The 21,556-nt window shown below is 64.7% G+C and carries 25 protein-coding genes; 16 read left to right on the top strand and 9 right to left on the bottom strand.

From position 1 onward, the window contains the following. Nucleotides 1–50 precede the first annotated feature (50 nt). Both ACOZ4H_RS12860 and ACOZ4H_RS12865 read left to right on the top strand, forming a co-directional pair. Nucleotides 51–731, top strand: coding sequence for a hypothetical protein (locus ACOZ4H_RS12860; protein WP_424329651.1), 681 nt, complete (start codon nt 51–53; stop codon nt 729–731). 47 nt (nt 732–778) lie between these two features. Next, nucleotides 779–1,189 (top strand): hypothetical protein, encoded by a 411-nt coding sequence (locus ACOZ4H_RS12865; RefSeq protein WP_424329652.1) that lies wholly within the window; start codon nt 779–781, stop codon nt 1,187–1,189. Between the two features lie 8 nt (nt 1,190–1,197). On the opposite strand, the gene ACOZ4H_RS12870 is transcribed toward ACOZ4H_RS12865, so the two are convergent. Then, on the bottom strand, nt 1,198–1,407 hold the full coding sequence (locus ACOZ4H_RS12870; protein ID WP_004515598.1) for a ribbon-helix-helix domain-containing protein: 210 nt from the start codon (nt 1,405–1,407) through the stop codon (nt 1,198–1,200). 44 nt (nt 1,408–1,451) lie between these two features. After that, nucleotides 1,452–1,691 (bottom strand): hypothetical protein, encoded by a 240-nt coding sequence (locus ACOZ4H_RS12875; RefSeq protein WP_424329653.1) that lies wholly within the window; start codon nt 1,689–1,691, stop codon nt 1,452–1,454. Between the two features lie 137 nt (nt 1,692–1,828). Between ACOZ4H_RS12875 and ACOZ4H_RS12880 the strand changes: the two genes are divergently transcribed. Then, entirely contained in the window at nt 1,829–1,978 is a 150-nt protein-coding gene (locus ACOZ4H_RS12880; protein ID WP_424329654.1) for a DUF7129 domain-containing putative zinc-binding protein, read from the top strand. Between the two features lie 9 nt (nt 1,979–1,987). Here the strand turns inward: ACOZ4H_RS12880 and ACOZ4H_RS12885 are convergent, their stop codons facing one another. After that, complete coding sequence (locus ACOZ4H_RS12885) at nt 1,988–3,163, bottom strand: M24 family metallopeptidase (RefSeq protein ID WP_424329655.1); 1,176 nt, start codon at nt 3,161–3,163, stop codon at nt 1,988–1,990. 203 nt (nt 3,164–3,366) lie between these two features. Between ACOZ4H_RS12885 and crtD the strand changes: the two genes are divergently transcribed. The 7 genes from crtD to ACOZ4H_RS12920 all read left to right on the top strand — a co-directional run bounded on the left by crtD (nt 3,367) and on the right by ACOZ4H_RS12920 (nt 9,549). Then, complete coding sequence (gene crtD, locus ACOZ4H_RS12890) at nt 3,367–4,854, top strand: carotenoid 3,4-desaturase (protein ID WP_424329656.1); 1,488 nt, start codon at nt 3,367–3,369, stop codon at nt 4,852–4,854. 3 nt (nt 4,855–4,857) lie between these two features. Then, entirely contained in the window at nt 4,858–5,742 is an 885-nt protein-coding gene (locus tag ACOZ4H_RS12895) for a prenyltransferase (RefSeq protein ID WP_424329657.1), read from the top strand. Continuing rightward, nucleotides 5,735–6,616, top strand: a complete 882-nt coding sequence (gene cruF, locus ACOZ4H_RS12900) for a bisanhydrobacterioruberin hydratase (protein ID WP_424329658.1) — start codon at nt 5,735–5,737, stop codon at nt 6,614–6,616. The genes ACOZ4H_RS12895 and cruF overlap by 8 nt, the downstream gene beginning before the upstream one ends. Nucleotides 6,617–6,701: 85 nt before the next feature. Next, the gene (locus ACOZ4H_RS12905; RefSeq protein WP_424329659.1) at nt 6,702–7,538 is read left to right on the top strand and encodes an RAD55 family ATPase; all 837 of its coding nucleotides are present in this window, start codon (nt 6,702–6,704) and stop codon (nt 7,536–7,538) included. Between the two features lie 133 nt (nt 7,539–7,671). Further along, nucleotides 7,672–8,565 carry a hypothetical protein gene (locus tag ACOZ4H_RS12910; RefSeq protein ID WP_424329660.1) on the top strand — a complete coding sequence of 298 codons (894 nt, stop codon included), beginning with the start codon at nt 7,672–7,674 and terminating at the stop codon, nt 8,563–8,565. Next, on the top strand, nt 8,558–9,193 hold the full coding sequence (locus tag ACOZ4H_RS12915) for a hypothetical protein (RefSeq protein WP_424329661.1): 636 nt from the start codon (nt 8,558–8,560) through the stop codon (nt 9,191–9,193). The genes ACOZ4H_RS12910 and ACOZ4H_RS12915 overlap by 8 nt, the downstream gene beginning before the upstream one ends. Nucleotides 9,194–9,225: 32 nt before the next feature. Beyond that, nucleotides 9,226–9,549, top strand: coding sequence for a transcription factor S (locus ACOZ4H_RS12920; RefSeq protein WP_151146672.1), 324 nt, complete (start codon nt 9,226–9,228; stop codon nt 9,547–9,549). Here the strand turns inward: ACOZ4H_RS12920 and ACOZ4H_RS12925 are convergent. Continuing rightward, nucleotides 9,546–10,325 (bottom strand): winged helix-turn-helix transcriptional regulator, encoded by a 780-nt coding sequence (locus tag ACOZ4H_RS12925; protein ID WP_424330369.1) that lies wholly within the window; start codon nt 10,323–10,325, stop codon nt 9,546–9,548. The genes ACOZ4H_RS12920 and ACOZ4H_RS12925 overlap by 4 nt on opposite strands. 307 nt (nt 10,326–10,632) lie before the next feature. Between ACOZ4H_RS12925 and ACOZ4H_RS12930 the strand changes: the two genes are divergently transcribed. Next, the gene (locus ACOZ4H_RS12930) at nt 10,633–11,460 is read left to right on the top strand and encodes a hypothetical protein (RefSeq protein WP_424329662.1); all 828 of its coding nucleotides are present in this window, start codon (nt 10,633–10,635) and stop codon (nt 11,458–11,460) included. 72 nt (nt 11,461–11,532) lie between these two features. Here ACOZ4H_RS12930 and ACOZ4H_RS12935 read toward each other — a convergent pair whose 3' ends face one another. Continuing rightward, the gene (locus ACOZ4H_RS12935) at nt 11,533–11,805 is read right to left on the bottom strand and encodes a DUF7553 family protein (RefSeq protein ID WP_424329663.1); all 273 of its coding nucleotides are present in this window, start codon (nt 11,803–11,805) and stop codon (nt 11,533–11,535) included. Nucleotides 11,806–11,985: 180 nt separating this feature from the next. Here ACOZ4H_RS12935 and ACOZ4H_RS12940 point away from each other — a divergent pair, with 180 nt between their 5' ends. The 3 genes from ACOZ4H_RS12940 to ACOZ4H_RS12950 all read left to right on the top strand — a co-directional run bounded on the left by ACOZ4H_RS12940 (nt 11,986) and on the right by ACOZ4H_RS12950 (nt 14,744). Further along, nucleotides 11,986–13,296, top strand: coding sequence for a phosphoribosylamine--glycine ligase (locus ACOZ4H_RS12940; RefSeq protein WP_424329664.1), 1,311 nt, complete (start codon nt 11,986–11,988; stop codon nt 13,294–13,296). An 88-nt stretch (nt 13,297–13,384) separates the two neighbouring features. Further along, entirely contained in the window at nt 13,385–13,636 is a 252-nt protein-coding gene (locus ACOZ4H_RS12945; protein WP_424329665.1) for a DUF7127 family protein, read from the top strand. Nucleotides 13,637–13,742: 106 nt separating this feature from the next. Further along, the gene (locus tag ACOZ4H_RS12950) at nt 13,743–14,744 is read left to right on the top strand and encodes a DUF368 domain-containing protein (protein ID WP_424329666.1); all 1,002 of its coding nucleotides are present in this window, start codon (nt 13,743–13,745) and stop codon (nt 14,742–14,744) included. A 6-nt stretch (nt 14,745–14,750) separates the two neighbouring features. Here the strand turns inward: ACOZ4H_RS12950 and ACOZ4H_RS12955 are convergent, their stop codons facing one another. Both ACOZ4H_RS12955 and ACOZ4H_RS12960 read right to left on the bottom strand, forming a co-directional pair. Beyond that, complete coding sequence (locus tag ACOZ4H_RS12955; RefSeq protein WP_424329667.1) at nt 14,751–15,854, bottom strand: NADH:flavin oxidoreductase/NADH oxidase; 1,104 nt, start codon at nt 15,852–15,854, stop codon at nt 14,751–14,753. Nucleotides 15,855–15,946: 92 nt separating this feature from the next. After that, the gene (locus ACOZ4H_RS12960; protein ID WP_424329668.1) at nt 15,947–16,912 is read right to left on the bottom strand and encodes a beta-ribofuranosylaminobenzene 5'-phosphate synthase family protein; all 966 of its coding nucleotides are present in this window, start codon (nt 16,910–16,912) and stop codon (nt 15,947–15,949) included. A gap of 121 nt (nt 16,913–17,033) precedes the next feature. On the opposite strand from ACOZ4H_RS12960, the gene ilvD reads away from it, so the two are divergent. Next, nucleotides 17,034–18,761, top strand: coding sequence for a dihydroxy-acid dehydratase (ilvD, locus tag ACOZ4H_RS12965; protein WP_424329669.1), 1,728 nt, complete (start codon nt 17,034–17,036; stop codon nt 18,759–18,761). 106 nt (nt 18,762–18,867) lie between these two features. On the opposite strand, the gene ACOZ4H_RS12970 is transcribed toward ilvD, so the two are convergent. Continuing rightward, nucleotides 18,868–19,110, bottom strand: coding sequence for a hypothetical protein (locus ACOZ4H_RS12970; protein ID WP_424329670.1), 243 nt, complete (start codon nt 19,108–19,110; stop codon nt 18,868–18,870). A gap of 324 nt (nt 19,111–19,434) precedes the next feature. On the opposite strand from ACOZ4H_RS12970, the gene ACOZ4H_RS12975 reads away from it, so the two are divergent. Further along, the gene (locus ACOZ4H_RS12975) at nt 19,435–20,787 is read left to right on the top strand and encodes an ATP-binding protein (RefSeq protein WP_424329671.1); all 1,353 of its coding nucleotides are present in this window, start codon (nt 19,435–19,437) and stop codon (nt 20,785–20,787) included. Here ACOZ4H_RS12975 and ACOZ4H_RS12980 read toward each other — a convergent pair. After that, nucleotides 20,784–21,503, bottom strand: coding sequence for a metal-dependent hydrolase (locus tag ACOZ4H_RS12980; RefSeq protein WP_424329672.1), 720 nt, complete (start codon nt 21,501–21,503; stop codon nt 20,784–20,786). The two genes, ACOZ4H_RS12975 and ACOZ4H_RS12980, sit on opposite strands and share 4 nt — an antisense overlap. Nucleotides 21,504–21,556: the final 53 nt, after the last annotated feature.

Genomic DNA, 21,556 nt, shown 5'->3' on the forward strand with positions numbered 1-21,556 from the left:
GTGTTTCCCGTTCGCGACCATTTATTCGCGTCAGGCCCGTACGAGGGCGTATGCCGATCAAAGGTCAGGGCGACGCGACTGAGTGGCTGGAGACGAACCGCTGGGAGCGCGGGGTAAGCTACATCGCGTACCCCGACGAGATGATGGTCCGGGCGAGTCACGTCCTCGGGACGGATGCCGGCGTGTTCGTCGTCGACCCGATAGACGTCGACGGCATCGACGACCTGTTCGCCGAGTTCGGCGAGGTGGCTGGCGTCGTCATCCTGCTGGACCGGCACAAACGCGACAGCGCCGCCGTCGCCAACCGCCACGAGGTGCCAGTGTACGTTCCCGAGTGGATGTCCGGCGTCGAAGACGACATCGACGCGCCGGTCGAACGCATCCACCGACAACTGCCAGGGACGGACTACGGCGTCCACAAGATCATCGAGAACTCGTTCTGGCAGGAGGCCGCGCTGTACGGCGACGAGGACGACACGCTGGTCGTCCCTGAAGCGGTCGGGACGGCCGACTACTTCCTCGCCGGCGACGAGCGACTCGGCGTCCACCCGATGTTGCGCCTGTTCCCGCCGAAGAAGCTCTCCCGACTGGACCCCGAGCGGGTGCTTGTCGGACACGGGGAGGGCGTGATGGAAGACGCGACCGAGGCCATCGCGTACGCGCTCCGCGGGTCGCGCGGACGGACGCCGGGCCTGTACGCGAAGAACCTCAAGTCGCTCGTGCTCGGCTAAACCGACGCAAACGACGCCGTTTTACCCGGTCCGTGCGAAGGAGTGGCGTGGTCTACGTCACACGCGGACTGGTCGAGACGCTGTTACGGCTCGCCAGCGAGGCCGAACCTGACGACGTGACGATTTCGCTGGCCGTCACGCCGGCCGGGGAACTCCCGGATGCTGACTTGCCGGACGAGACGCCGGTTTTCACTGACTTCTATCTCCCTTCAGCCGGGGCCTCTGTACAGGCAGTGTTCGGGGTCGATCTGGGGACGCCGGCCGGCCAAACACAGGGCCGGTTCGTCTCCCACCCCGACGGGTACATGGGTGTCAGCAAGACCGACGATCTCCACGAGGTCATCTTCGTCGGCATCCCGCCATGGGATATCGACGCCTTCGGAGCCTTCGACAGAGCCGGACAGGCCAAGGAGGTCACGGTTCTCGACGTCGAGCCGCCAGAGAAGTATCCGCAGTAGCGACCCAGCTACTCCAGATAGCCCAGGTCCCGCAACTGGTCAGTGATATCCTGGAACTGCGCTTCGGTCAGTTCTCCTTCCCGCTGGTGTTCGACGACGATACTCCGGAGCAGGAACCGAACGAGGTCGGAGGTACTGGAGAAACTCGTCCCTTCAATCGTCTCTTCGACGCGCTCAGCGAGGTCCTTCGGAATCGATACTGTGGTGTAATCGGACATATCGAAGTGGAGGCGTGCCGTCGGGATATGCGTTGTGTCCCAGTTCAGCGCGGGTCCGTGGCCTCAGTGTCGAACTGGCCCATCGTGGCGTGATTGGTCGGCGAGAACATCTTCGGCGCGCGGCGGGACCGGGACTGGCCGTCCGCGTCGTCGAAGGGCAGCGTGGTTGTCGGGTACGAGTCGTCGTTTCGGGGGGTCGTGATTCGTGTTGTCATCCTGGGGGTCGTGTCGGCCGGCGTCTGTGGTTCGTAGGCGGTGCAGTGTGGGGTCGGAGCGAAGCGCATACGTCGGATACAAGCATTGGGTACCACCACCTTTCGACCCATACATAATAAATGTTCATGATGGAGTCGCGGAAAATACTGAGGTGTGGTAACAAGCATTTAGACAAAAGGTATCATATGTTGAAACGGTGGCCAGAATGAAACTGCTACCCAGGCTGGCGGGACTGTTCGACACGGATAGCGGCGACTCAACTGGAATGCGGTACGAGTGTACGCTGTGCGGGACCCGGACCGAAGACGCCAAGGCGGCTTGTCCGTCCTGTAGCGGCCAGATGGAACGGCTCTGAAAAGCCGGCTCAGACGACTAACTGGATCTCGTATTCGGTCAGGTTTTCGTAGCCGTCGGCAGTGACGACGGCGATGTCCTCGATCCTGACGCCGCCGACGTCGGGGTCGTAGAGGCCGGGTTCGATAGTGACGATGTGCCCCGGTTCGAGTTCGCCGCCGTCTGGCGATAGCCGCGGGAGTTCGTGAACGTCCAGCCCGACGCCGTGGCCCGTGCTGTGGATGAACCCCGTCTCCGTGCGGTTGTCATCGCGTAGCGTCGGTTCGCCGGCGTCCTCGTACACGTCACAGACGGCGTCGTGTACGTCCGCACCGGTCGCGCCGGGTTCCAGCGCGTCGAACGCGGCTTCCATCGCCCGCTCGGTGAGGTCGTGCCACTCGCGTACCGTGTCGCTGGGCTCGCCTTTGAGGAACGTCCGCGTCATGTCGGCGTGGTACTTCGTCGCCTTGTTCTGCGGGAAGATGTCGATGATGATCGGCTCGTGAGCGACGAGCGGGCCGCTCCCGCGGTCGTGGGGGTCTGCGGCGTCCGCACCACAGGCGACGATTGTCTCATCGAGCGAGCAGCCGTGTCGGAGCAGCGTCACCTCGATCTCCTCCTTCACGCGCTCGCTCGTCAGCGTCTCGCCATCCAGTTCGAGCGTGTCATCGTCAGCAATCGCCGACGCTTCGAGCAGTGATTCGGCCGCCGCCATCGCCGCCTCGTTGGCCCGCTGTGCCGTCCGGATGTGATCGACCTCGGCCTCGGTTTTCGTCGCCCGGATCTCCGTGACGATGCCGTCAGTGTCGGCCGCCACGTCGACGCCGCGTGCACGCAGGCCGTCCGCAGTCCGAAGCGGGAACCGCGGCGGTACGGCCACGCTTTCCACGTCGTAAGCCGCGAGGAAATCCGCGAGGACGTGCGACACCGCTTCGTCGGGACCGTACTCCTCGACCTTCCCCTGGTGGTCGAAGTCGACGTACCGCTCGACTGTCTCGGCTCGCGACTCGCGCTTGGCTCGGCCGAACTCCAGACTCCGCGGGAAGAGGAGGTGCGTGTCGCCGTCGTACAGCGTGATGAACGGGTCCGGGGCGTCGAAGCCGGAGAGGTAATACTGGTCGGACGTCTCGGAATCCGCGTCGAGGAGGTAGCCGTCGACGCCGGCGTCGTCGAGATACGCGTCCAGTGCCGAGAGTTCGGGTTCCATACGTGCCAGTCTGGCCCCCATCCCCATATACGTCTCCCACTGGGCCGCTCTGTGACCCAAATTCAGTCGGCCAGTGCGCTCGAAGAGTGACACAATCACGAAGGACTGCGGTAGCGACGGGAGTCCCGACACGTGACGACAAATGCCATACCGATGCAGTTTGGCCGCCCATTTATTGACGCTCCAGCCCCTCTGTACTGGTAATGAGTGACTTGTCCGGTGAAGACGTGGCTGTCGTCGGCGGCGGCATCGGCGGCCTCTCCGCTGCGTGCTATCTGGCGGACGCAGGGGCCGACGTTTCGCTGCTGGAAAAAAACGAGCAAGTCGGCGGCCGCGCCTCCCGGCTGGAGGCCGAGGGGTTCCGGTTCGACATGGGTCCGTCGTGGTACCTGATGCCCGACGTGTTCGAGCGCTTCTTCGCGTACTTCGGCAAGGAGCCGCGCGACTACTACGACCTCCAGCGACTGGACCCGCACTACCGCATCTTCTTCAAGGACGGCGACCGGATCGACGTGACCGGTAACAACGACGAGATGGCCCGGAAGTTCGAAGAGTACGAGCCCGGCGCGGGCGAGGCGTTCGAGGAGTACCTGTCGACCAGCGAGCGCCACTACGAGACGGCGATGAACAAGTTCGTCTACGAGGACCGCTCGAAGCTTCGCGACTGGGTCGACCTCGACGTGATGACCGCCGCTCCGGTCGGGCTCCAGCTCATCGGCTCGATGCAGAGCCACGTCGAGGACTACTTCGAGCACCCGAAGCTCCAGCAGATCATGCAGTACACGCTGGTGTTTCTCGGCGGCTCGCCCCGGACGACGCCCGCGCTGTACAACATGATGAGCCACGTCGATTTCAACCTCGGCGTCTACTACCCCGACGGCGGCGTCGGCGCGGTGGTCGACGGCCTCGTCGAGCTCGGCGAGGAACTCGGCGTCACCTATGAAACTGACGCCGAGGTCGACGAGATCGCGCGCCGGAAGCAGGGCTTCCTCGTCGAGACGATCCACGGCGAAACGACCCACCCCGACGAGGTGGTCGTCAACGCCGACTACGCCCACGCCGAGCGGGAACTCCTGCCCGAGCACGAGCGCCAGTACGACGACGACTACTGGGACGACAAGACCTACGCGCCGTCTGCCTTCCTCATGTACATGGGCGTCGAGGGCGACGTGGAGCCGCTGGAGCATCACACGCTCGTCCTGCCGACGGACTGGGACCCCCACTTCGACGACATCTTCGAGGACCCGGCGTGGCCCGACGACCCGGCGTACTACCTCTGTGTGCCCTCGAAGACCGACGACAGCGTCGCCCCCGACGGCCACTCGAACCTGTTCGTCCTGGTCCCCATCGCGCCGGGGCTGCACGACGGCGACGAGATCCGTCAGGAGTACCGCGAGAAGATTCTGGCCGACATCGCCGACAACACCGGCGTCGACCTGCGCGACCGCATCGTCTACGAGAAACAGTTCGCCGTCTCCGACTTCGGCGAGCGGTACAACGCCACGGAGGGAACGGCCCTCGGTCTGGCCCACACGCTCCGCCAGACGGCCCTGTTGCGGCCCAACAACCGCTCGTCGGCGGTCGACGGCCTCTACTTCACGGGGTCGTTCACCACGCCCGGCATCGGCGTGCCGATGTGCCTCATCAGCGGCGAACACACCGCGAAGGCGCTCATCGAGGACATCGCCTGAGTAATGCCCGAACTCCCGACCGACCGCATCGACGCCGTCATTCCCCCGGAGGAGACGCTGGTGGGCTACCTGCTTCGGCTCTCCCGGCCCCGGTTCTGGCTCTATCTGGGCGGCCCGGTCATCGTCGGCGTCAGCTACGCGGCCGACGGGCCGGGAGAACTGTTCTCGCCGCTGGCTGTCGCCCTGTTTCTGTACTTCACTATCCCCGCGAACGTGTTTCTCTACGGGGTCAACGACATCTTCGACGCCGACATCGACGAACACAATCCCAAGAAGGACGAGGGACGGGAGGTCAGCTACCGCGGGGACAGCGCCGTCACAGCCATCGTCGTCGCCAGCGGCGCGCTCGCGTTACTGTTCGTCCTCGGGCTTCCGATGCTCGGGGTCGTGGCCCTGCTCGCCTGGGTTGCGCTCTCTGTCGAGTACTCGGCCCCGCCGCTGCGGTTCAAGACGACGCCGTTCCTTGATTCCATCTCGAACGGCCTGTACATCCTGCCGGGCATCATCGGCTACGCCGCCATCGAAGGGGCGGCCCCGCCGGCGACGGCCGTGGCCGGCGCGTGGCTCTGGGCGATGGGGATGCACACCTTCTCGGCGATTCCGGACATCGAACCCGACCGCGAGGCAGGCATCCGGACGACGGCGACGTTCTTGGGCGAGTCAAACACCTACTACTACTGCGTGATGTGCTGGCTCACGGCCGCGTTCGTGTTCACCTACACCCACTGGGTGTTCGGCCTGATACTGCTCGTCTACCCCGGCCTCGTGTTCGGGATTCTCGGCATCGGCGTCGACATCGACGAAGCCTACTGGTGGTACCCCGCCATCAACACCGTCGTCGGCATGGTGTTCACGCTCATCGCGCTGTGGGTGATGCTGTATGGGTAGCGGCCAAGACCGGACCATAGCGGGCTGGACGCTCCCGAAGACGAAGGCCGACGCGACCGAACAGTTCGACCGGTTCGTCACCGAGAACCGCTTTACCATCGCCGTCGTTTTCCCGCTCGTCGGCGCTGTCACCCTGCTTGCCAGCGCCGAGGGACTGTTGCCCGACCCGCTCGCGTTCAACCCCTACTTCGTCCTGTTCGGGACGTTCGTGATGCGACTGCCCCTCGTGGCCGGCGTCTTTCCGCTCGTGGACCGCCGTGCCGGGCTGGCGCTGGTCGCGCTGACGCTCTACTCCTACGGCATCGAACTCGTCGGTGTCCGGACCGGCTGGCCCTACGGCGAGTTCACCTACGGCGTCGACCTCGGCCCGATGCTGCTGGGCGAGGTGCCGTTCGGGCTCCCGGTCTTCTTTTTCCCGCTGGTCCTGAACGCCTACTTGCTCGTCCTGCTGTTGCTCGGCAACAGAGCGGCGTCGACCGCGGTTCGGCTGCTGGCGACGCTGGCGACGGTGATGCTCGTCGACCTCGTGCTCGATCCTGGCGCCGTGGCAATCGGTTTCTGGACCTACGAGATGCCCCAGTTCTACGGCGTTCCGTGGCAGAACTACGCCGGCTGGCTCCTCTCTGGATCGGTCGCCATCCTGCTGTTCGACCTCGGATTCGACCGCGCGGGGCTCCGACAGCGGCTCCGGGACTGCCCGTTCATGCTCGATGACCTGGTGAGCTTCGTCCTGCTGTGGGGCGGTATCAACCTCTTTTACGCGAACTGGGTGCCGGTCGGCCTGGCTGCCCTGCTGGGGGCCGGCCTTCTCTGGACGGACCGCTTCGACTTCGACCTCTCGGAAACCCGGCTCGGTCGTGCTGTCTGTCGGTGACGCCCTGTATGCTCGCTGTCGCTCCGCCAACCACAACCGCCGAGACAGGCCAAGCGTTTAAGCGACCGCGTAGGTAGGTGGACGTATGAAACGAATCCCGTTCGGGATCCGCCAGCTCGACTCCATCATCAACGGTGGAGCGCCCGCCGGGAGCGTCGTTTTGCTCTCCGGCGAGGCCGGCGCTGGCTCCCGTGAGTTCATGCATACGAGCGCACTCATCAACGGGCTCGGGCAGGTAGATGGGGAGCTGCACGACCTCTACTACGGCGACCTCTCGGCCGACGCTGTCGCCCCGGACGAAGTTCATTACATCTCTTTTACCGCAAGCGAGTCACAACTGGTCAGCGAGATGCGGCTGGCGATGGACGACGACGTGGTCGACAAGGGGAGCCGGGCGGTCGAGTTCCACGACCTCTCGGAGCGGTACTTCCACATCAGTCCGGTGCCACGGGACTGGTACGCCGACGAAACCGCGTCGATCACCGATCTCCGGGCGCGTCACGAGCGGGAGGACCTGCTCGGCACGCTCGGCATGGTCCTGAACGAGGTTGCGGCGAACAATCTCGTCGTCATCGACTCGCTGTCGGACCTCGTCAGCGCGATGGGCGAGGAAGTCGGCTGGTCGGATATCAGTTCGCTCGTCCAGGGACTCCAGAAGGCGGCCCATCACTGGGGCGGCCTCCTCCTGTTACATATCAATCCAGAGACGCTGTCGTCCGTCCGGCACGGCCAGCTCGTCGACGCCTCCCACGGCACGATGGAGTTCGCGTGGGAGTCCGGCGGCTCCACCCGGGCTCGGACGCTCGTCGTCCAGCAGTTCCGCGGCGTCCTCTCACAGATCGAGGACGAGGACATCGTCCAGTTCGAGACGGAACTGGGCGAGGCCGGCTTCGATATCAGCGACGTGCGCAAGATTCGGTAGCGATAGTCGGCAGCAGAAATGCCCGTAACTGTCGAAAAAAGACAACGAGCCGCGTGCTGACGGTTCGCTCCCGCTCTCGGTATCTGAAATCGGCGACAAACCCTTATCAGTCTTGTTCGTCAAGGGTGTCGTAATGTCCTCCGAGTCGACCGATGACGGGGGAGTGCACGTCGAGCTATCTGCGGATCTAGACGAGTGGCTGACCGAGCAGGCCGAGACACTCGGCGTTCCTCGCGAAGCCGTCATGGAGCAACTGCTGGCCGCGTACATGACAGCGGCTGATTCGGACGAGGGGATGGACGATATCCTCCAGCCATCGGCGGACGAACTGGATGCCGTCGTCGCCGCAACCGTGGACGAGAAGCTGAACGGCTCAGTCGAAGCAGCGACCGAGAGCGCTGTGAGTGCCCATATCCCGGATATCGTCGACACGGTGGAACGCCAACTCGCAGAGCGGTTCGACGCGCTCGAAGCGGACTTTCAGACGAAGATCGAAGACGTCCGCGAGCGCGTCGTGCAGGTCAAACGGGAGGCCGACGCGAAAGCGCCAGCCGACCACAGCCACGAGGAGTTCGACCGTATCGATGCACTCTCACAGGAGATCGAGGAGATGAAGGCGGAACTCGCCGCGCTTCGGGATGACGTGGCCGATTCGCTCGAAACAGAGGACGAGCGAGTTGCAGACATCGGCGATCAAGTTTCGGACATCGACGACCGACTCGACGATGTCGAAGACAAACTCACCCGCGTCGCCTGGGTCGTCAGCGACCTCCGCGACGACCAGGGCGGCCGGGACCAGAATCAGAAAGCGGTCGACCGGCTGAAACGCGCCGCGGCACAGGAGAATATCTCGACGGCACGGTGCTCGAACTGCGACGAGCAGGTCGAAATCGGGCTACTGACCGACCCCCAGTGTCCACACTGCAACACGACAGTGTCGGACGTGCGGCCCGAGGGCGGCATTATCCGCTCGAAGGCGCGGCTAGTGGCCGCAGCACAGCTTGAACCGGGAGAGACCAATGAGTGACGACGAGCGAGACCCCTTCGAAGAGCTCGACCCGGATGACGACCGCGAGGGCGACCCGTTCGAGCGCCTCGGTTCGGGGCCTGACGACGCGGACGGCTCGGCAGACGCACGCCAGCCACCCGTCGACAGTTGGCCGGGCAGTGAATCGAGCGACGAACCGGCCGACGATGCGTCCGAGTCGGGGCCCAGTGCATCCGGTGATGACGACCTGCTCTCGGCCGTCGACACGGAAGAGTTCCGTTCGGATTCGGCGACCGAGTCGGACAGTCCCCCTTCCGGGTCCTCACCCGACCCGGACGACCCCTTCTCGGGAATGGACGAGCGCGGCGAGGACCCCTTCGGGAGCGGCGAGAGCGCGTTCGAGCGGGTCGATGTCGGCCACATCGACGCCGACAAAGTGTGGGCAGAGATCGCTGCGGACGACGATAGCGAGGCCACGCCCGAGAGCCGCTACGCGGAGGTTTCGAAGCACCGCTACTGCGAGCAGTGTGAACACTTCTCCGCACCGCCGAACGCACACTGCACGAACGAGGGAACCGAAATCATGGAGTTCCTCGACATGGAGACAGTCCGGCTGCTTGACTGTCCGGTCGTCGCCGAGCAACACGAGATCGAGGACGAGCAGTAACGGCTTTTTGCCTCGGTGTCCGAACGGGGTGTATGCAGTTTTGCGACGACTGTGGCTCGATGATGCACGCCGATGGTGACGAGATGGTCTGTCAGTCCTGTGGTGCGCGGGTCGCGAAAGACGAGGACCGCGCGGCCGAGTTCGTCAGCACGGACGAACAGAGCGGCGACGAACTGATAGAGACCGAAGAGGGCTCGAACTTCGAGGGCAAGCCGACGGCCGACGACGTGACCTGTGAGGAGTGCGGACACGGGAAAGCGTGGTACACCATCAAACAGACCGGGTCAGCCGACGAACCGCCGACGCGGTTTTTCAAGTGCCAAGAGTGTGGCCACCGGTGGCGTGAGTACAACTAGAGCAGCGAATCCAGAATCCGGAGCTCTTCCTCCTCGGATATCTTGTCGGAGTCCATACACGCGTGGACGACCTTGTGGACGAGTTCAGGGTCCTGAAACGGCTGTGGCGAGCCGCCGCCGTCGGTGACGGTTTCGACCTGACCCTCGAGTTCGGCCAGTTGTGCGGAGAGCTCCTCGACAGTCGACTGGAACGTAGTCAGCGTGGTATTCACTTCGCCGGCCGCTGTCGCGGACTCCGACAGCGAGTGGTCGCCGTCGTCGGACGCGGTGTCGGGACCTGACACTCGACCGTCGGCGTCGTCGGGCATCCCTGCTGACTCCGGGGGTTCGCTGTCGGATGCTTGCGTGTCGGTTTCATCCGACGCCGTCGACGAACCGGGCTCTTCGTCGCTGAACACGGCGTTGGCGAACGTTTCGCGGTTCGACCAGTCGAACCCGTCGATCCCGTTGACGCGGTTGCTCACTGTCGAAGCAGTCACGCCGAGTTTCTCCGCGAGGTCCCGCTGAGACGCGGTGGGATGCTGCTGAATCGCCTGGATCGTCTCATATTCTGCCGACGAGAGGTCTTCGGGGGTCGGATACGACTGTGACGCTGTCGATGAGTCGCTCGGTGACTCGTCGGATTCGTCCGTCCCGTCGTCCTCGGCAGGGTCACCGTGTTCCTCGAGCACCCGCTCGACAAGCTCCGCTGTCGCGCTCGGTACTTCGGCCGCGAGTTCTGCGACGGACGCCTCGGGATTCTCAGCCGCTACGTCGAGTATTTGCTTGTGACGCATCGATTTGGGAGCCGTTCGGCCCTTCGTTGATTTGCTCATTGAGATCACCACGTAGGGAGGGAACCACCACCCAACCCCCCAACTTGATATACATTTGACTTAAATTATCGGAATTGTCAAAAGCTTTTGGTTACCCACAAACATTAACTAAGATGTTATTTAATCGCAGAGCGACTGACAGAGCAATACCGCGTACGGGTTCCGAGCGCGCGGAGACTGGTCTAGTAGAACCCGTCGGAGAACGGTCGCTCAAAACAGAATACGACTCTTCTGAAAGCATTTATCCGGGGCAGCGGAAATTAGCGCCATGTACCGCCGTCGAGTACTGGCGCTCTGTGGGCTGGCCGTCGCCGGCGCGGGGTGTCAGAGTGAGACAGACGAGACCCAGACAGTGACGCCGGTCCCGTCGCCAGCCGTCAGCGAGGTCGACACCGGACCGCCGCCCGCTGTGACGGTTACGGACGCCGTTGTGGTCCCCGGTGTTGTACTTCCCGCCGTTGATTCCATCAGCGTTAAACCGGCTGATGGCCAGTACCTCGTGCTCACGGCGACTGTCGAGGGATCGAGAGTTGATCGCGACGCGTTCTCGTTCCGATTCGATGGTTCGACGCACAGCCCCGAGACGTTCAGAAACGGCCTGTATCGCGACGGCGAGTGGGGCCGACAGTTCACCGAAACCGGTGGGCCACTGGTTTTCGGCCTCCCGGAAACCGGATCACCCAGCGACGCCCGACTGTCCTGGCCCGATGGAAAGTGGACGCCTCCGGAGACAGTTCGGACCAGACTCGAAGCCCCGCTTCCATCGTTCGATATCACACTCGACGGGCCGGAGCGGGTCGCTGAGCCCGCCAGACCGACGCTCGAGATTACCGTTACGAACACGGGCGACGTCTCCGGCCGATACGTCATCGCACTCAACCGAACCGGTCCACGCATCGCCTACACCCCCGTCGACCGGTTTGATGGGGAACTGGACCCAGGAGAAACAGAGAGTATCACACACGAGGGCAAGAGTCCCTACGTCGATGGTACGGAGCCGCGTGCGGTCATCTATCGATTGCGTGCCCCGGAGGATCACAACGACGCGACACACCGAATCAAGCCGGTCGACGAGGAAACGGCGACCGAATCGTAGGAACCCGTCGCTCGCGAGAGCCGTCTTTTTGTAGCAGAAAGCCACTCACACCACGGTTCGCGTGGACCCGTATCAGACCCCTTCGAGGTCGGACCGGTACTCGTTGATCTGGTCGTCGGCGTCTTCGATGGCACCAGTCACGTCTTCGGCGTCACCGCTACTGAGGTCGTTGAGCGCCGACTGGATGCGCGCGAGTCGGCCGTGGTCCGGGCCGTGTTCGTCAGACGCGAGGGTGCCGAGCTGGTCGGCGAGTTCGGCCAGGCGTTCGCTCGCCTCGTCGCTGTCTGTGTCTTCGGCCGCCGATTCGAGCAGTTCACTCGCGGATGCGAGTTCGTCGCGGGTCATACGTGGAAATTTACAGAAGGGGACTAAAACGATTCGGCTTACGGGAGCGAGTTTGTTTAAACATACCAGTGGGTGTCGAGCAGACAGGGGTGACTGACCGGTTCGCTGTCATCGCGATAGCAATGCCCTGCGGTCGACAGGACAGGCAACGTTTACCCCACACCCGCTCGCAGACGTGCCATGGCAAACTTCCTCTTCTGTTCGTTGGACGCGGCACTCATCGGCGACATCGCCTGGCAGGTCAGCCGGGAGGGGCACGACGTTCGGTACTACATCGAAGCCGACAGCGATCGGGAGATCGCCGACGGGTTCGTGCCGAAAACCGACGACTGGCGTGGGGACCTCGACTGGGCCGATGTCGTCATCTTCGACGACATCTGGGTCGGCAGCGATATCGGCACTGGTGAGATTTCACGGGACCTTCGAGCCGAGGGCCACGCTGTCGTCGGCGGGACGCCCAACACGGACACGCTCGAAGAGGACCGCGGCTATGCGATGGAGGTTCTCGAAGCCAACGGTGTCAACACTATCGAGCACCACGTCTTCGAAGACTTCGACGCCGGCATCCAGCACGTCCGGGAGAACCCTGCGCCGTACGTCATCAAACCACTCGGAGAGGTCCAGAACGTCAAGCGACTTCTGTACGTCGGCAACGAGGACGACGGGAGTGACGTTGTGGACGTGCTGAAGGCGTACAAGAAGGCGTGGGGCCACCGGTTGAAGGGCTTCCAACTCCAGCGGAAGGTCGAGGGCGTCGAAATCGCGGTCTGTGGCTTCTTCAACGGCGAGTCGTTCGCCGAACCGATCAACTTCAACTTCGAGCACAAGAAGCTGTTCCCGGGCAACATCGGTCCCTCGACCGGCGAGATGGGGACCTCGATGTTCTGGGCGGGCCGGAACGAACTGTTCGCGGAGACGCTTGGCAAGGTGGAAGGCTGGCTCGCCGACGAGGGGTACGTCGGCAGCATCGACATCAACTGCATCGTCAACGAGACCGGCATCTATCCGCTGGAGTTCACGCCGCGGTTCGGGTATCCGACGATAACGCTCCAGGAGGAGTCCTTCGAATCAGAGACGGGGCAGTTCTTCCTCGACCTGGCAAACGGGCGCGACCCCGACCTGGAGGTCCACCGCGGGTATCAGATTGCGGTTCGGGTCGTCCTCCCGCCGTTCCCGTTCGACGACGAGGAAACCTACGACGAGAACTCCCGCAACGCCGCGGTCGTCTTCGAATCCGACAGCCGCGAGGGTATCCACATCGAGGATGCAAAGCGGATCGACGGCCAGTGGCGTGTGGCTGGCGAGAGCGGGATGCCGCTGGTCGTCACGGGCAAAGGCGAGACGATGCAGCGTGCCCGGGAGCAGGCCTACAAGCGCATCGACGACATCGTGATCCCGAACCTCTACTACCGCGACGACATCGGCGAGCGCTGGATAAGCGGTGACGGGGATCGCCTGCAGGCATGGGGGTATCTCGGCCCGGCCGCGTAAGGACGTATTGCCGTATTGTCTGGCATATTTCTTTGGCACGCGCCGAACGGGGACCTTTATGTATGTAACACGTACCCATGGTTGACGAATGGACGCACAAACTGAACGGTCGCCGCTACACGTCTCGCACACCGACCACGACGACGGCTGGACGGTCGCCGTCGACCTGGACTCGCTCCACGTCAGCGACGACCACGTGACAGTCGACGTCATCGGAACGGAGGCCATCGTTGCCGTGGACGCTCCGCACCTCCAGACGGAGTTCGACATCGACCTGCCGGCCGCCGGCGCGGTCCAGACACTCAGGAACGGCGTGCTCACGCTATCGCATCGGAGCTAGCGCGTTCGCAGGCTGCTTATCCAGTTGCAGTTTTGTAGTTGTGACAGCAGCACAATACGACGCGACTCCACAAGGGATTTGAGCGTGATGCTGGAAGCGTGCAGTGATGACTACCCCTCCCGACCGGGACCTACCAACGATTCGGGGCTCGGTGCCACCGCTTCGTGCGTGGATTCGAACGTTTCTCATCGGCCTCTGTATGGGCAGTGCGGACGGCGTCCCCGGCGTTTCCGGAGGGACAATCGCGCTTATCGCCGGGGTCTACGAGCGACTCATCGCCGCGATTACCGCCGTTACGCCGGGCCGGATAATTCGGTTTTTTCGCGCACTCGCCCCCGTGGACGGCGGTATCGATATACGTGGCGCGTTTGCCGAACTCCTCGAACTCGACATCTGGTTCCTCCTCGCGCTGGTCGCCGGCGTCGGGACCGCCGTCGTCATCGTGACGCGAATCGTCCACATCGCTAGCCAGGAGACGCCGGCGCTGCTCTTCGGGTTCTTTTTCGGACTCATCGCTGCATCGGCAGTAGTGTTACTGCGCAGTCTCACGGTCGATTCGACGTTCCAGATCGGGGCCGGCGTCGTCGGCTTCCTGCTCGCGTTCTACGTGTCCGGTGTGTCGACAGCCGCTGCAGATGGCGGCGGCCTCGCACTCGTCTTCTTCGCCGGCATGATCGGCGTCAGCGCGATGATTCTGCCCGGCATCTCTGGGTCGCTGTTACTCATCATTCTCGGGCAGTACACCCGCATGTCGACGGCCCTCAGCGAGTTCGTCGACGCGCTCATCGCGCTTGCCACCGGCGGCACGGTCGAGGACGTGACCACCACGGCCGTGCCGGTCGTGACGTTCATCCTCGGCGGGCTGGTCGGTCTGTTCACCATAGCCCGCGTCGTCCGTCGCGCCCTCGATTACAATCGCCGCGCGACGCTCGCCTTCCTCGTCGCGCTCGTCGTCGGCGCACTACGCGCCCCAGTGGTGGAGGTCCGGGGAGAGGTCGGCTTTTCGACCGATGTCCTCATCGCGTTCGTCGCCGCCGGCGCCGTCGGCGCGGCCGTCCTGCTCGCCCTCGACTGGTACGCCGTCGACCTCGACCTCGATAAGGTCTGAGCGGGTTCAGAAGCCCCAGGCGCGGCGGTACTGCGGCGGCCCCTCGATCTCGTCAGTCGCGTCAAGTTCCTTCGCCGCAGTCAGCGTGAAGTACGGGTCCCGGAGGTGTTCGCGGCCGACGATAGCCATGTCGGCCCGGTCGTTGGCGACGACGGCTTCGGCCTGTTCGGGCGTCGTGATGCCGCCGACAGCGCCGACGGCGATGTCCGACTCGGTTTCCTCGCGAATCCGCTCGGCGTACCGGAGCTGGTAGTTCGGGCCGGCGTACTCCGGTCGGGACTCGGGGTGGATGCCGCCGCCGCTCACGTCGATGAGGTCCGCACCGACCTCGGAGAGCTGGTCGGCCAGCCGTACGGAGTCGTCGACGGTCCACGAGTCGCGGTCGGGGAGCCAGTCCGTCGCCGAGACCCGGACGAACACCGGCTTGTCGTCGGGCCAGACCTCGCGGACGGCGGCGGTGACCTCGCGGGTCAGCCGCGTGCGTCCCTCGAAGTCGCCGCCGTAGTCGTCCTCGCGGTGGTTCGTCACCGGCGAGAGGAACTCGTGCAGGAGGTAGCCGTGGGCGGCGTGGACCTCGGCGACCTCGAAACCGGCGTCGAGCGCGCGCTCGGCGGCCGCGCGGAACGAGTCGATGACGGACTCAATGCCGTCCTGATCCAGCGCCGTCGTCGGCGGGGCCTCGCCGTCCTCGTAGGGCCACGGGTCGTCGCTCGGGCCGACGACCTCCCAGCCGCCCTCGTCGGGCTGGAGCGGGTCGTGGCCATCCCACGGGCGCGACGTGGCGGCTTTCCTGCCGGCGTGGGCCAGTTGGATGCCTGGCACGCTGCCCTGTTCGCTGACGAAGTCGGTAATGGGTTCCAGCGCCGCCGCGTGCTCCTCGCTCCAGATTCCCAGGTCCTCCGGGGAGATACGGCCGCGGGCTTCGACGGCGGTCGCTTCTGTCATGACCAGCCCCGCGCCGCCGACGGCGCGGGAGCCGAGGTGAGTGCGGTGCCAGTCGGTGGCGAGGCCGTCGCGGGCCTCACAGGAGTACTGGCACATGGGGGACACCATGACGCGGTTCGGGACGGTCGTCTCGCGGAGCTCCAGCGGTGAGAACAATGCAGTCATCGGCGAGGGTTCGCCGCCGAGACTGATAACCGCACTGGCGGCTGCAAGAGTCGTCGTTAGTTCCGGCGGTTCGTTCCGCAGTTCCGGCGCGCCTACTCAGTCAGCGAGGCACCAGTGTTCCGGGGCGCGACGACGTGAACCGTTCCCTCGACGCCGGCCTCATCGAGCGCCAGCACGCCGGCCTCGCGGGCCGCCGGTACGTGCTCCGCCGTCGTCAGGCCCCAGACGGTCGGTCCCCAGGAGCTCTGGCCGGCCCCGGAGATGACCGGGGCGCTCGACAGTGACTCGACGAGCGAGCCGGCGGGCGGGCGGTAGACGCCGCCCTGTTCGTCGGCGTACCACGCGCCGTTGAGCCGGCCCAGCCGCGCCGCGGCCTGCCCGAAGTCGCTGTGGTCCCTTGTCGCAATCGCGGGGAGCAGCCGTCGGGTCAACAGCGTCGAGATCTCGTCGGCGATGCCGGGGTCGGCGCGCTCGACGGCCTGCCGCATACTCTGGTCTTCCGCGCTCCCGCTCTGGCCGGGGTCGGTGTCCGGCACGACGACGACGAAGCGCCAGTGCGAGGGGACGTCGTGATGAGCCAGCACCGGCGGCACGTCCCAGTCGCCCTCGGCCGGCGGCTCGGCGGTGAACCGCTCGGTCGGATGGCCGCCGTCGACGACGAATCCGCCCGATTCGAACGCCGCGACGCCGATGCCGCTCCGGCCGCCCCGGCCCAGCTGCGGCGCGTAGGTCCGGGCGTCAGCGGTCCGGTCGTAGGCCCGAACGACGGCGATGAGCGTCGCCAGCGAGAGCTGGGTGCCGCTCCCGAGGCCGACGTGTCGCGGGAACCGCTCCTCGACAGAGACGGCCGCGCCAGGTACGTCGAGCGCATCGACGACGCGCCGGACGTACGGTTCGGTCGCCGCGTCGTCACACTGGACCGTCTCGGCCCGTGTCGCCTCGACGGTCAGCCGCGGCTCGTCGAGGGCGAGCCCGACGCCGCCGTAGAGGCGCTCGTGGGCGAGCGAGAGGTTCTGAAACCCGAAGTGGAGTCGCGCGGCGGTCGTGACCGTCGGCATACGGCGGCGGAAGTCCCCGACGGAAAAGAAGCTACTGTCACCGGTCGGTTTCGCCGCGCTTCTGTGTGAGACGTTACCGCGAGTACAAGTTATTTAAGGTTGCCCACGGCGTCGCTCAAATATGAGCAAGCAGGAACGGCAAGAGCGTCCGGAGAAGGACCCGGATCTCCGGAGTACCGAGGTGACGGAGGGATACGAGAAGGCACCCCACCGCGCGATGTTCCGCGCGATGGGGTACGACGACGAGGACCTGTCCTCGCCGATGATCGGCATCGCGAACCCGGCCGCCGACATCACCCCGTGTAACGTCCATCTGGACGACGTGGCCGATGCTGCCTACGACGGTATCGACGACACGGAGGGGATGCCCATCGAGTTCGGCACGATCACCATCTCCGACGCCATCTCGATGGGAACCGAGGGGATGAAGGCGTCACTCATCTCCCGCGAAATCATCGCCGATTCCGTCGAACTCGTCACCTTCGGCGAGCGCATGGACGGCATCGTCACCATCGGCGGCTGTGACAAGAACATGCCCGGGATGATGATGGCCGCCATCCGGACGGACCTGCCCAGCGTCTTCCTCTATGGCGGGTCCATCATGCCCGGCGAGCACGACGGCCGCGAGGTCACCATCCAGAACGTCTTCGAGGGCGTGGGCGCGGTCGCCGACGGGGAAATGAGCGAGGGCGAACTCGACGAGATGGAACGGCACGCCTGCCCCGGCGCGGGCTCCTGTGGCGGGATGTTCACCGCCAACACGATGGCGTCTATCTCCGAGGCGCTCGGCTTCGCGCCGCTGGGGTCGGCCTCCCCGCCGGCCGAACACGAGTCCCGCTACGAGGAGGCCCGCCGGGCCGGCGAACTCGCCGTCGAGGTGGTTCAGGAACGCCGCAGTCCCTCGGATTTCCTCACCCGCGAGTCCTTCGAGAACGCCATCGCCCTGCAGGTCGCGGTCGGCGGCTCGACCAACGCCGTCCTCCACCTGCTCGCGCTCGCCGCGGAGGCCGGCATCGATCTCGACATCGAGACGTTCAACGAGATCAGCGCCCGGACGCCCAAGATCGCCGACCTCCAGCCCGGCGGCGAGAAGGTCATGAACGACCTCCACGAGGTCGGCGGCGTCCCGGTCGTGCTGAAGGCGCTGAACGACGCCGGCCTGCTCCACGGTGACGAACTCACCGTCACTGGCAACACAATCGAGGAAGAACTCGAACGTATCGACCCGCCTGCAATCGAGGACCTCGGCGTGGACTACCTCCACACGGTCGAGGACCCGATCCACGAGCGCGGCGCGATCCGCATCCTCTCGGGCAACCTCGCGCCCGACGGCGCGGTCATCAAGATCACCGGCGAGGACCACCTCCACCACGAGGGGCCGGTCCGCGTGTTCGAGCAGGAGGAAGGGGCCATGGAGTACGTGCAGGAGGGTCACGTCGAGTCCGGCGACGTGATCTGCATCCGCAACGAGGGACCGCAGGGCGGTCCCGGCATGCGCGAGATGCTGGGCGTCACCTCGGCCGTCGCCGGCCAGGGCCACGCTGAGGACGTGGCGCTTTTCACCGACGGCCGGTTCTCCGGTGCGACCCGCGGCTTCTCCATCGGTCACGTCGCGCCCGAGGCATTCGTCGGCGGCCCGATCGCCGCCCTGGAGGACGGCGACACCGTCACTATCGACATCGACAACCACGAACTGTCAGTCGATCTCACCGAGGCCGAGATGGAGCAGCGCCTCGAAGACTACGACCCAGAACCGACGTACGACAGCGGCGTGCTGGCGAAGTACCACAGCGACTTCGGCTCCGCCGCTAACGGTGCGGTGACGAACCCCGGCGCGAAGTGGGACTGAGGAGCCAACTACAGTGACGTAGGCTATCGGGTCAACTGACGAACCACGCCGCCAAAATCAGGTCGCCGTCAGAGCTGAACGAAGCCGTCAGCGCGACGGTACGAACTCACTTCCGTGTGACCGTGATGAGCCCTTCTTTGAGTGCCGCTTCGAATTGCTCGTCCAGTGTCATCTGCTCCCAGCCGTCCGGTCGGTTCTCCGCGGCGATTTCAGAGAGCGACTCGACTAGCGACCTGTGGAGGAACCGACCGTTCTCGCCGCACTCGCCACAGGTCCTGATGATCGACCGGACCTCGAAGTTTCGCTCGACGGCGTCCTGGCACCGGGCGCAGACGTACGTTTCGGACACACCTGACAGTACGTCGTCCGGATACTCGGATGTTGTGGATCATTTCAATTAGAAATCAGGAGTGGAACCGCTGCCCCCGACGAACTCTGCCAGGAGGGGCCACCGCACCACTCGCTGGCCGGAATCCACGTATCCAAGCTAGGCCATAACCCGATAGCGCCCTGAAAGCCCGCGTATCAGGACGAGTCAGGAAACGGGCTGTCACTGTAGATAGCGGCCTCCGGTATCGATGCCAGTGGGCTCGGCCCATGGTCGCTTCCTGTTCCCTTATTTTCATGACTGCTAAACCTATTTACAACCCCGGTTCAAACCGTGGTGGTGTTGATGTCCCCGCCGACTGTCCTCCTCGTCGCTGCCGAGACTGCTGCCGGAGAGCGGTTACAGGCGGCGCTCGAACAGGCGGCAATCGACGCAACGGTCCGCACGACCGAACCCGAACGCGTCGATACGACACTGCTACGTACTGCGACTGACTGCCTCGTCGTCCCGGTGACGTGTGGTGCCATGGCGGGCGGCCATCTGGCGGAGGCGGCCACCGGCCTCTACCCGAACCTCCCCGTGATTATGTACGGGAGTGAAGCGGACCGCGGAGACCACATCCAGGCGGTCGCCGACGACGATCTCGGGTCGCCGGCACTGGCTGCCGCAGTCGGTGAGGCACTCGACAGGGGCGAGACCATGGCTGCCCGTCCGGTTTCACGCCCCGAGACGATTCTCGCCACGATGTTCGAACGGAACTCCGAACACCTGTTCGTGAAGGACACTGACAGGCATTACGTGCTGCTTAACGATTCGTCGTACGCACCCCCGGAGCTGCTCGGCCGGCGAGACGAAGACGGATTACCCGCCGGGACGGCGTATCTGGAGGCCGCCCGCGGCGACGACCTGCAGGTCATCAACGACGGGACCGACGTACTGGACGTCCACGAGTTCTCCCCGTCGATGGAGAAACACCTCCGGACGTCGAAGGTCCCCTGGCACGACGAGACCGGTGAACTGGCCGGTCTGATCGGTATCACCCAGGACATCACCGACCAGCGGGAACGCGAGCGCCTCCTCAGGCAGCAGAACGAACGCCTCCGGAAGGTGGCGCTGCTTGCCGCACACGAACTCCGCAACGAACTCCAAGTGTCGACCGGCCACCTCTCGCAAATCGACGTCGACGACGAGCACATGGAGGCCGTCGAGAGCTCTATCGACCAGCTCGCCGCCATCGTCGACAAGGTCGTCTCGCTGGCTTCGAACAACTCGCCTGAGTTCACGCCCGAACAACTGCGGCTCTCGACGGTCGTCTGGGACGTGTGGAGTTCGTTGTCGCTCGAAACGTCGTCGCTCGAAGTCACGTCGGACAGGCGACTGCTGGCGGACGCGGAATCGATGCGGCTGTTCCTGGAGATCCTGCTATCGAACGCCATCGAGCACGGCGGCTCCGACGTTGCGATTCGCGTCGGCGCTACGTCGTCCGGGTTCTTCGTCGCAGACGACGGTCCGGGCGTCGACGTCTCGCCACCGGATCGAGTGTTCGAGGCGGGGTATGCCTCGGAGAAACAGAACAGCGGGTTCGGGCTCTATATCGCCAGCCGGATCGCGAAGGAACACGGCTGGTCGCTGTCGGTGGATGACAGCGAGGCGGGCGGCGCGCGGTTCACCGTGACCGACGTGGAACGACCGGACTAAAGTTCGAACGTCTCGTCGCCGTCGAGGACGTGGACCTCGGCGTCGCTACCGGTGCCTTTGACCTCGTTCACGAAGTCCTGCGTGTCGATTTCGATGGGCGGGAACGTGTCGTAGTGCATCGGGAACGCGTGGTCGACGTCCAGCCAGTCGACGGCGACGGCGGCCTGCATCGGCCCCATGGTGAAGTGGTCGCCGACCGGCACCGCCGCGGCGTCCGGTTCGAGGAACGGCCCGATGACGTCGCGCATCTCCGTCATGAGGCCGGTGTCGCCGGCGTGGTAGAACGTTGTCGACTCCGCGTCGCTGACCTGTGTCGGCTTCGTGTCCGAGATGATGAACCCGCCGGGCATCCCGCCGCTCGTGCCGTAGCTGGTGTCCATGCCGTTCGTGTGGTCGGCCCGGTGCATCGTGACGAAGGCGTCGCCGATTTCGACGGTGCCGCCGAGGTTCATCCCCATGCCGCCGACGGCGTCGAAATCGCCGAAGTTGTCCTCGCAGTACTCGACGATTTCCGGCGTCGCCACGAGCCCACAGCCCTCGTAGCGGTCCACGTCGCCGATGTGGTCGGCGTGGCCGTGGGTCAACAACACGTAGTCCGGGTCCAGTTCCTCGGGGTCCGTGTCGGTCTTGGGGTTATCGAAGAACGGGTCGATGAGCAACTCGGTGTCGTCGACTGTCACGTGCCACGTCGAATGGCCGTACCATGTGAGTTCCATATCGGATGCACGCTACTCCCGGCGTCCACTTAATAGTACACCGACCGGGACGC

It is taken from the genome of Haloarcula amylolytica, assembly GCF_049705545.1.
GTDB lineage: Archaea > Halobacteriota > Halobacteria > Halobacteriales > Haloarculaceae > Haloarcula > Haloarcula amylolytica_B.

Bases quoted from the DNA above. Each gene is read 5' to 3' on its own strand.
- crtD (WP_424329656.1), top strand. From the start codon at position 3,367: ATGAGTGACTTGTCCGGTGAAGACGTGGCTGTCGTCGGCGGCGGCATC.
- cruF (WP_424329658.1), top strand. From the start codon at position 5,735: ATGGGTAGCGGCCAAGACCGGACCATAGCGGGCTGGACGCTCCCGAAG.
- ACOZ4H_RS12930 (WP_424329662.1), top strand. From the start codon at position 10,633: ATGTACCGCCGTCGAGTACTGGCGCTCTGTGGGCTGGCCGTCGCCGGC.
- ACOZ4H_RS12860 (WP_424329651.1), top strand. From the start codon at position 51: ATGCCGATCAAAGGTCAGGGCGACGCGACTGAGTGGCTGGAGACGAAC.
- ACOZ4H_RS12950 (WP_424329666.1), top strand. From the start codon at position 13,743: ATGACTACCCCTCCCGACCGGGACCTACCAACGATTCGGGGCTCGGTG.
- ACOZ4H_RS12920 (WP_151146672.1), top strand. From the start codon at position 9,226: ATGCAGTTTTGCGACGACTGTGGCTCGATGATGCACGCCGATGGTGAC.
- ACOZ4H_RS12905 (WP_424329659.1), top strand. From the start codon at position 6,702: ATGAAACGAATCCCGTTCGGGATCCGCCAGCTCGACTCCATCATCAAC.
- ACOZ4H_RS12910 (WP_424329660.1), top strand. From the start codon at position 7,672: ATGTCCTCCGAGTCGACCGATGACGGGGGAGTGCACGTCGAGCTATCT.
- ACOZ4H_RS12940 (WP_424329664.1), top strand. From the start codon at position 11,986: ATGGCAAACTTCCTCTTCTGTTCGTTGGACGCGGCACTCATCGGCGAC.
- ACOZ4H_RS12975 (WP_424329671.1), top strand. From the start codon at position 19,435: ATGTCCCCGCCGACTGTCCTCCTCGTCGCTGCCGAGACTGCTGCCGGA.
- ACOZ4H_RS12885 (WP_424329655.1), bottom strand. From the start codon at position 3,163: ATGGAACCCGAACTCTCGGCACTGGACGCGTATCTCGACGACGCCGGC.
- ACOZ4H_RS12870 (WP_004515598.1), bottom strand. From the start codon at position 1,407: ATGTCCGATTACACCACAGTATCGATTCCGAAGGACCTCGCTGAGCGC.
- ACOZ4H_RS12980 (WP_424329672.1), bottom strand. From the start codon at position 21,503: ATGGAACTCACATGGTACGGCCATTCGACGTGGCACGTGACAGTCGAC.
- ACOZ4H_RS12915 (WP_424329661.1), top strand. From the start codon at position 8,558: ATGAGTGACGACGAGCGAGACCCCTTCGAAGAGCTCGACCCGGATGAC.
- ACOZ4H_RS12925 (WP_424330369.1), bottom strand. From the start codon at position 10,325: ATGCGTCACAAGCAAATACTCGACGTAGCGGCTGAGAATCCCGAGGCG.
- ACOZ4H_RS12880 (WP_424329654.1), top strand. From the start codon at position 1,829: ATGAAACTGCTACCCAGGCTGGCGGGACTGTTCGACACGGATAGCGGC.
- ACOZ4H_RS12935 (WP_424329663.1), bottom strand. From the start codon at position 11,805: ATGACCCGCGACGAACTCGCATCCGCGAGTGAACTGCTCGAATCGGCG.
- ACOZ4H_RS12960 (WP_424329668.1), bottom strand. From the start codon at position 16,912: ATGCCGACGGTCACGACCGCCGCGCGACTCCACTTCGGGTTTCAGAAC.
- ACOZ4H_RS12875 (WP_424329653.1), bottom strand. From the start codon at position 1,691: ATGCGCTTCGCTCCGACCCCACACTGCACCGCCTACGAACCACAGACG.
- ACOZ4H_RS12895 (WP_424329657.1), top strand. From the start codon at position 4,858: ATGCCCGAACTCCCGACCGACCGCATCGACGCCGTCATTCCCCCGGAG.
- ACOZ4H_RS12945 (WP_424329665.1), top strand. From the start codon at position 13,385: ATGGACGCACAAACTGAACGGTCGCCGCTACACGTCTCGCACACCGAC.
- ACOZ4H_RS12955 (WP_424329667.1), bottom strand. From the start codon at position 15,854: ATGACTGCATTGTTCTCACCGCTGGAGCTCCGCGAGACGACCGTCCCG.
- ilvD (WP_424329669.1), top strand. From the start codon at position 17,034: ATGAGCAAGCAGGAACGGCAAGAGCGTCCGGAGAAGGACCCGGATCTC.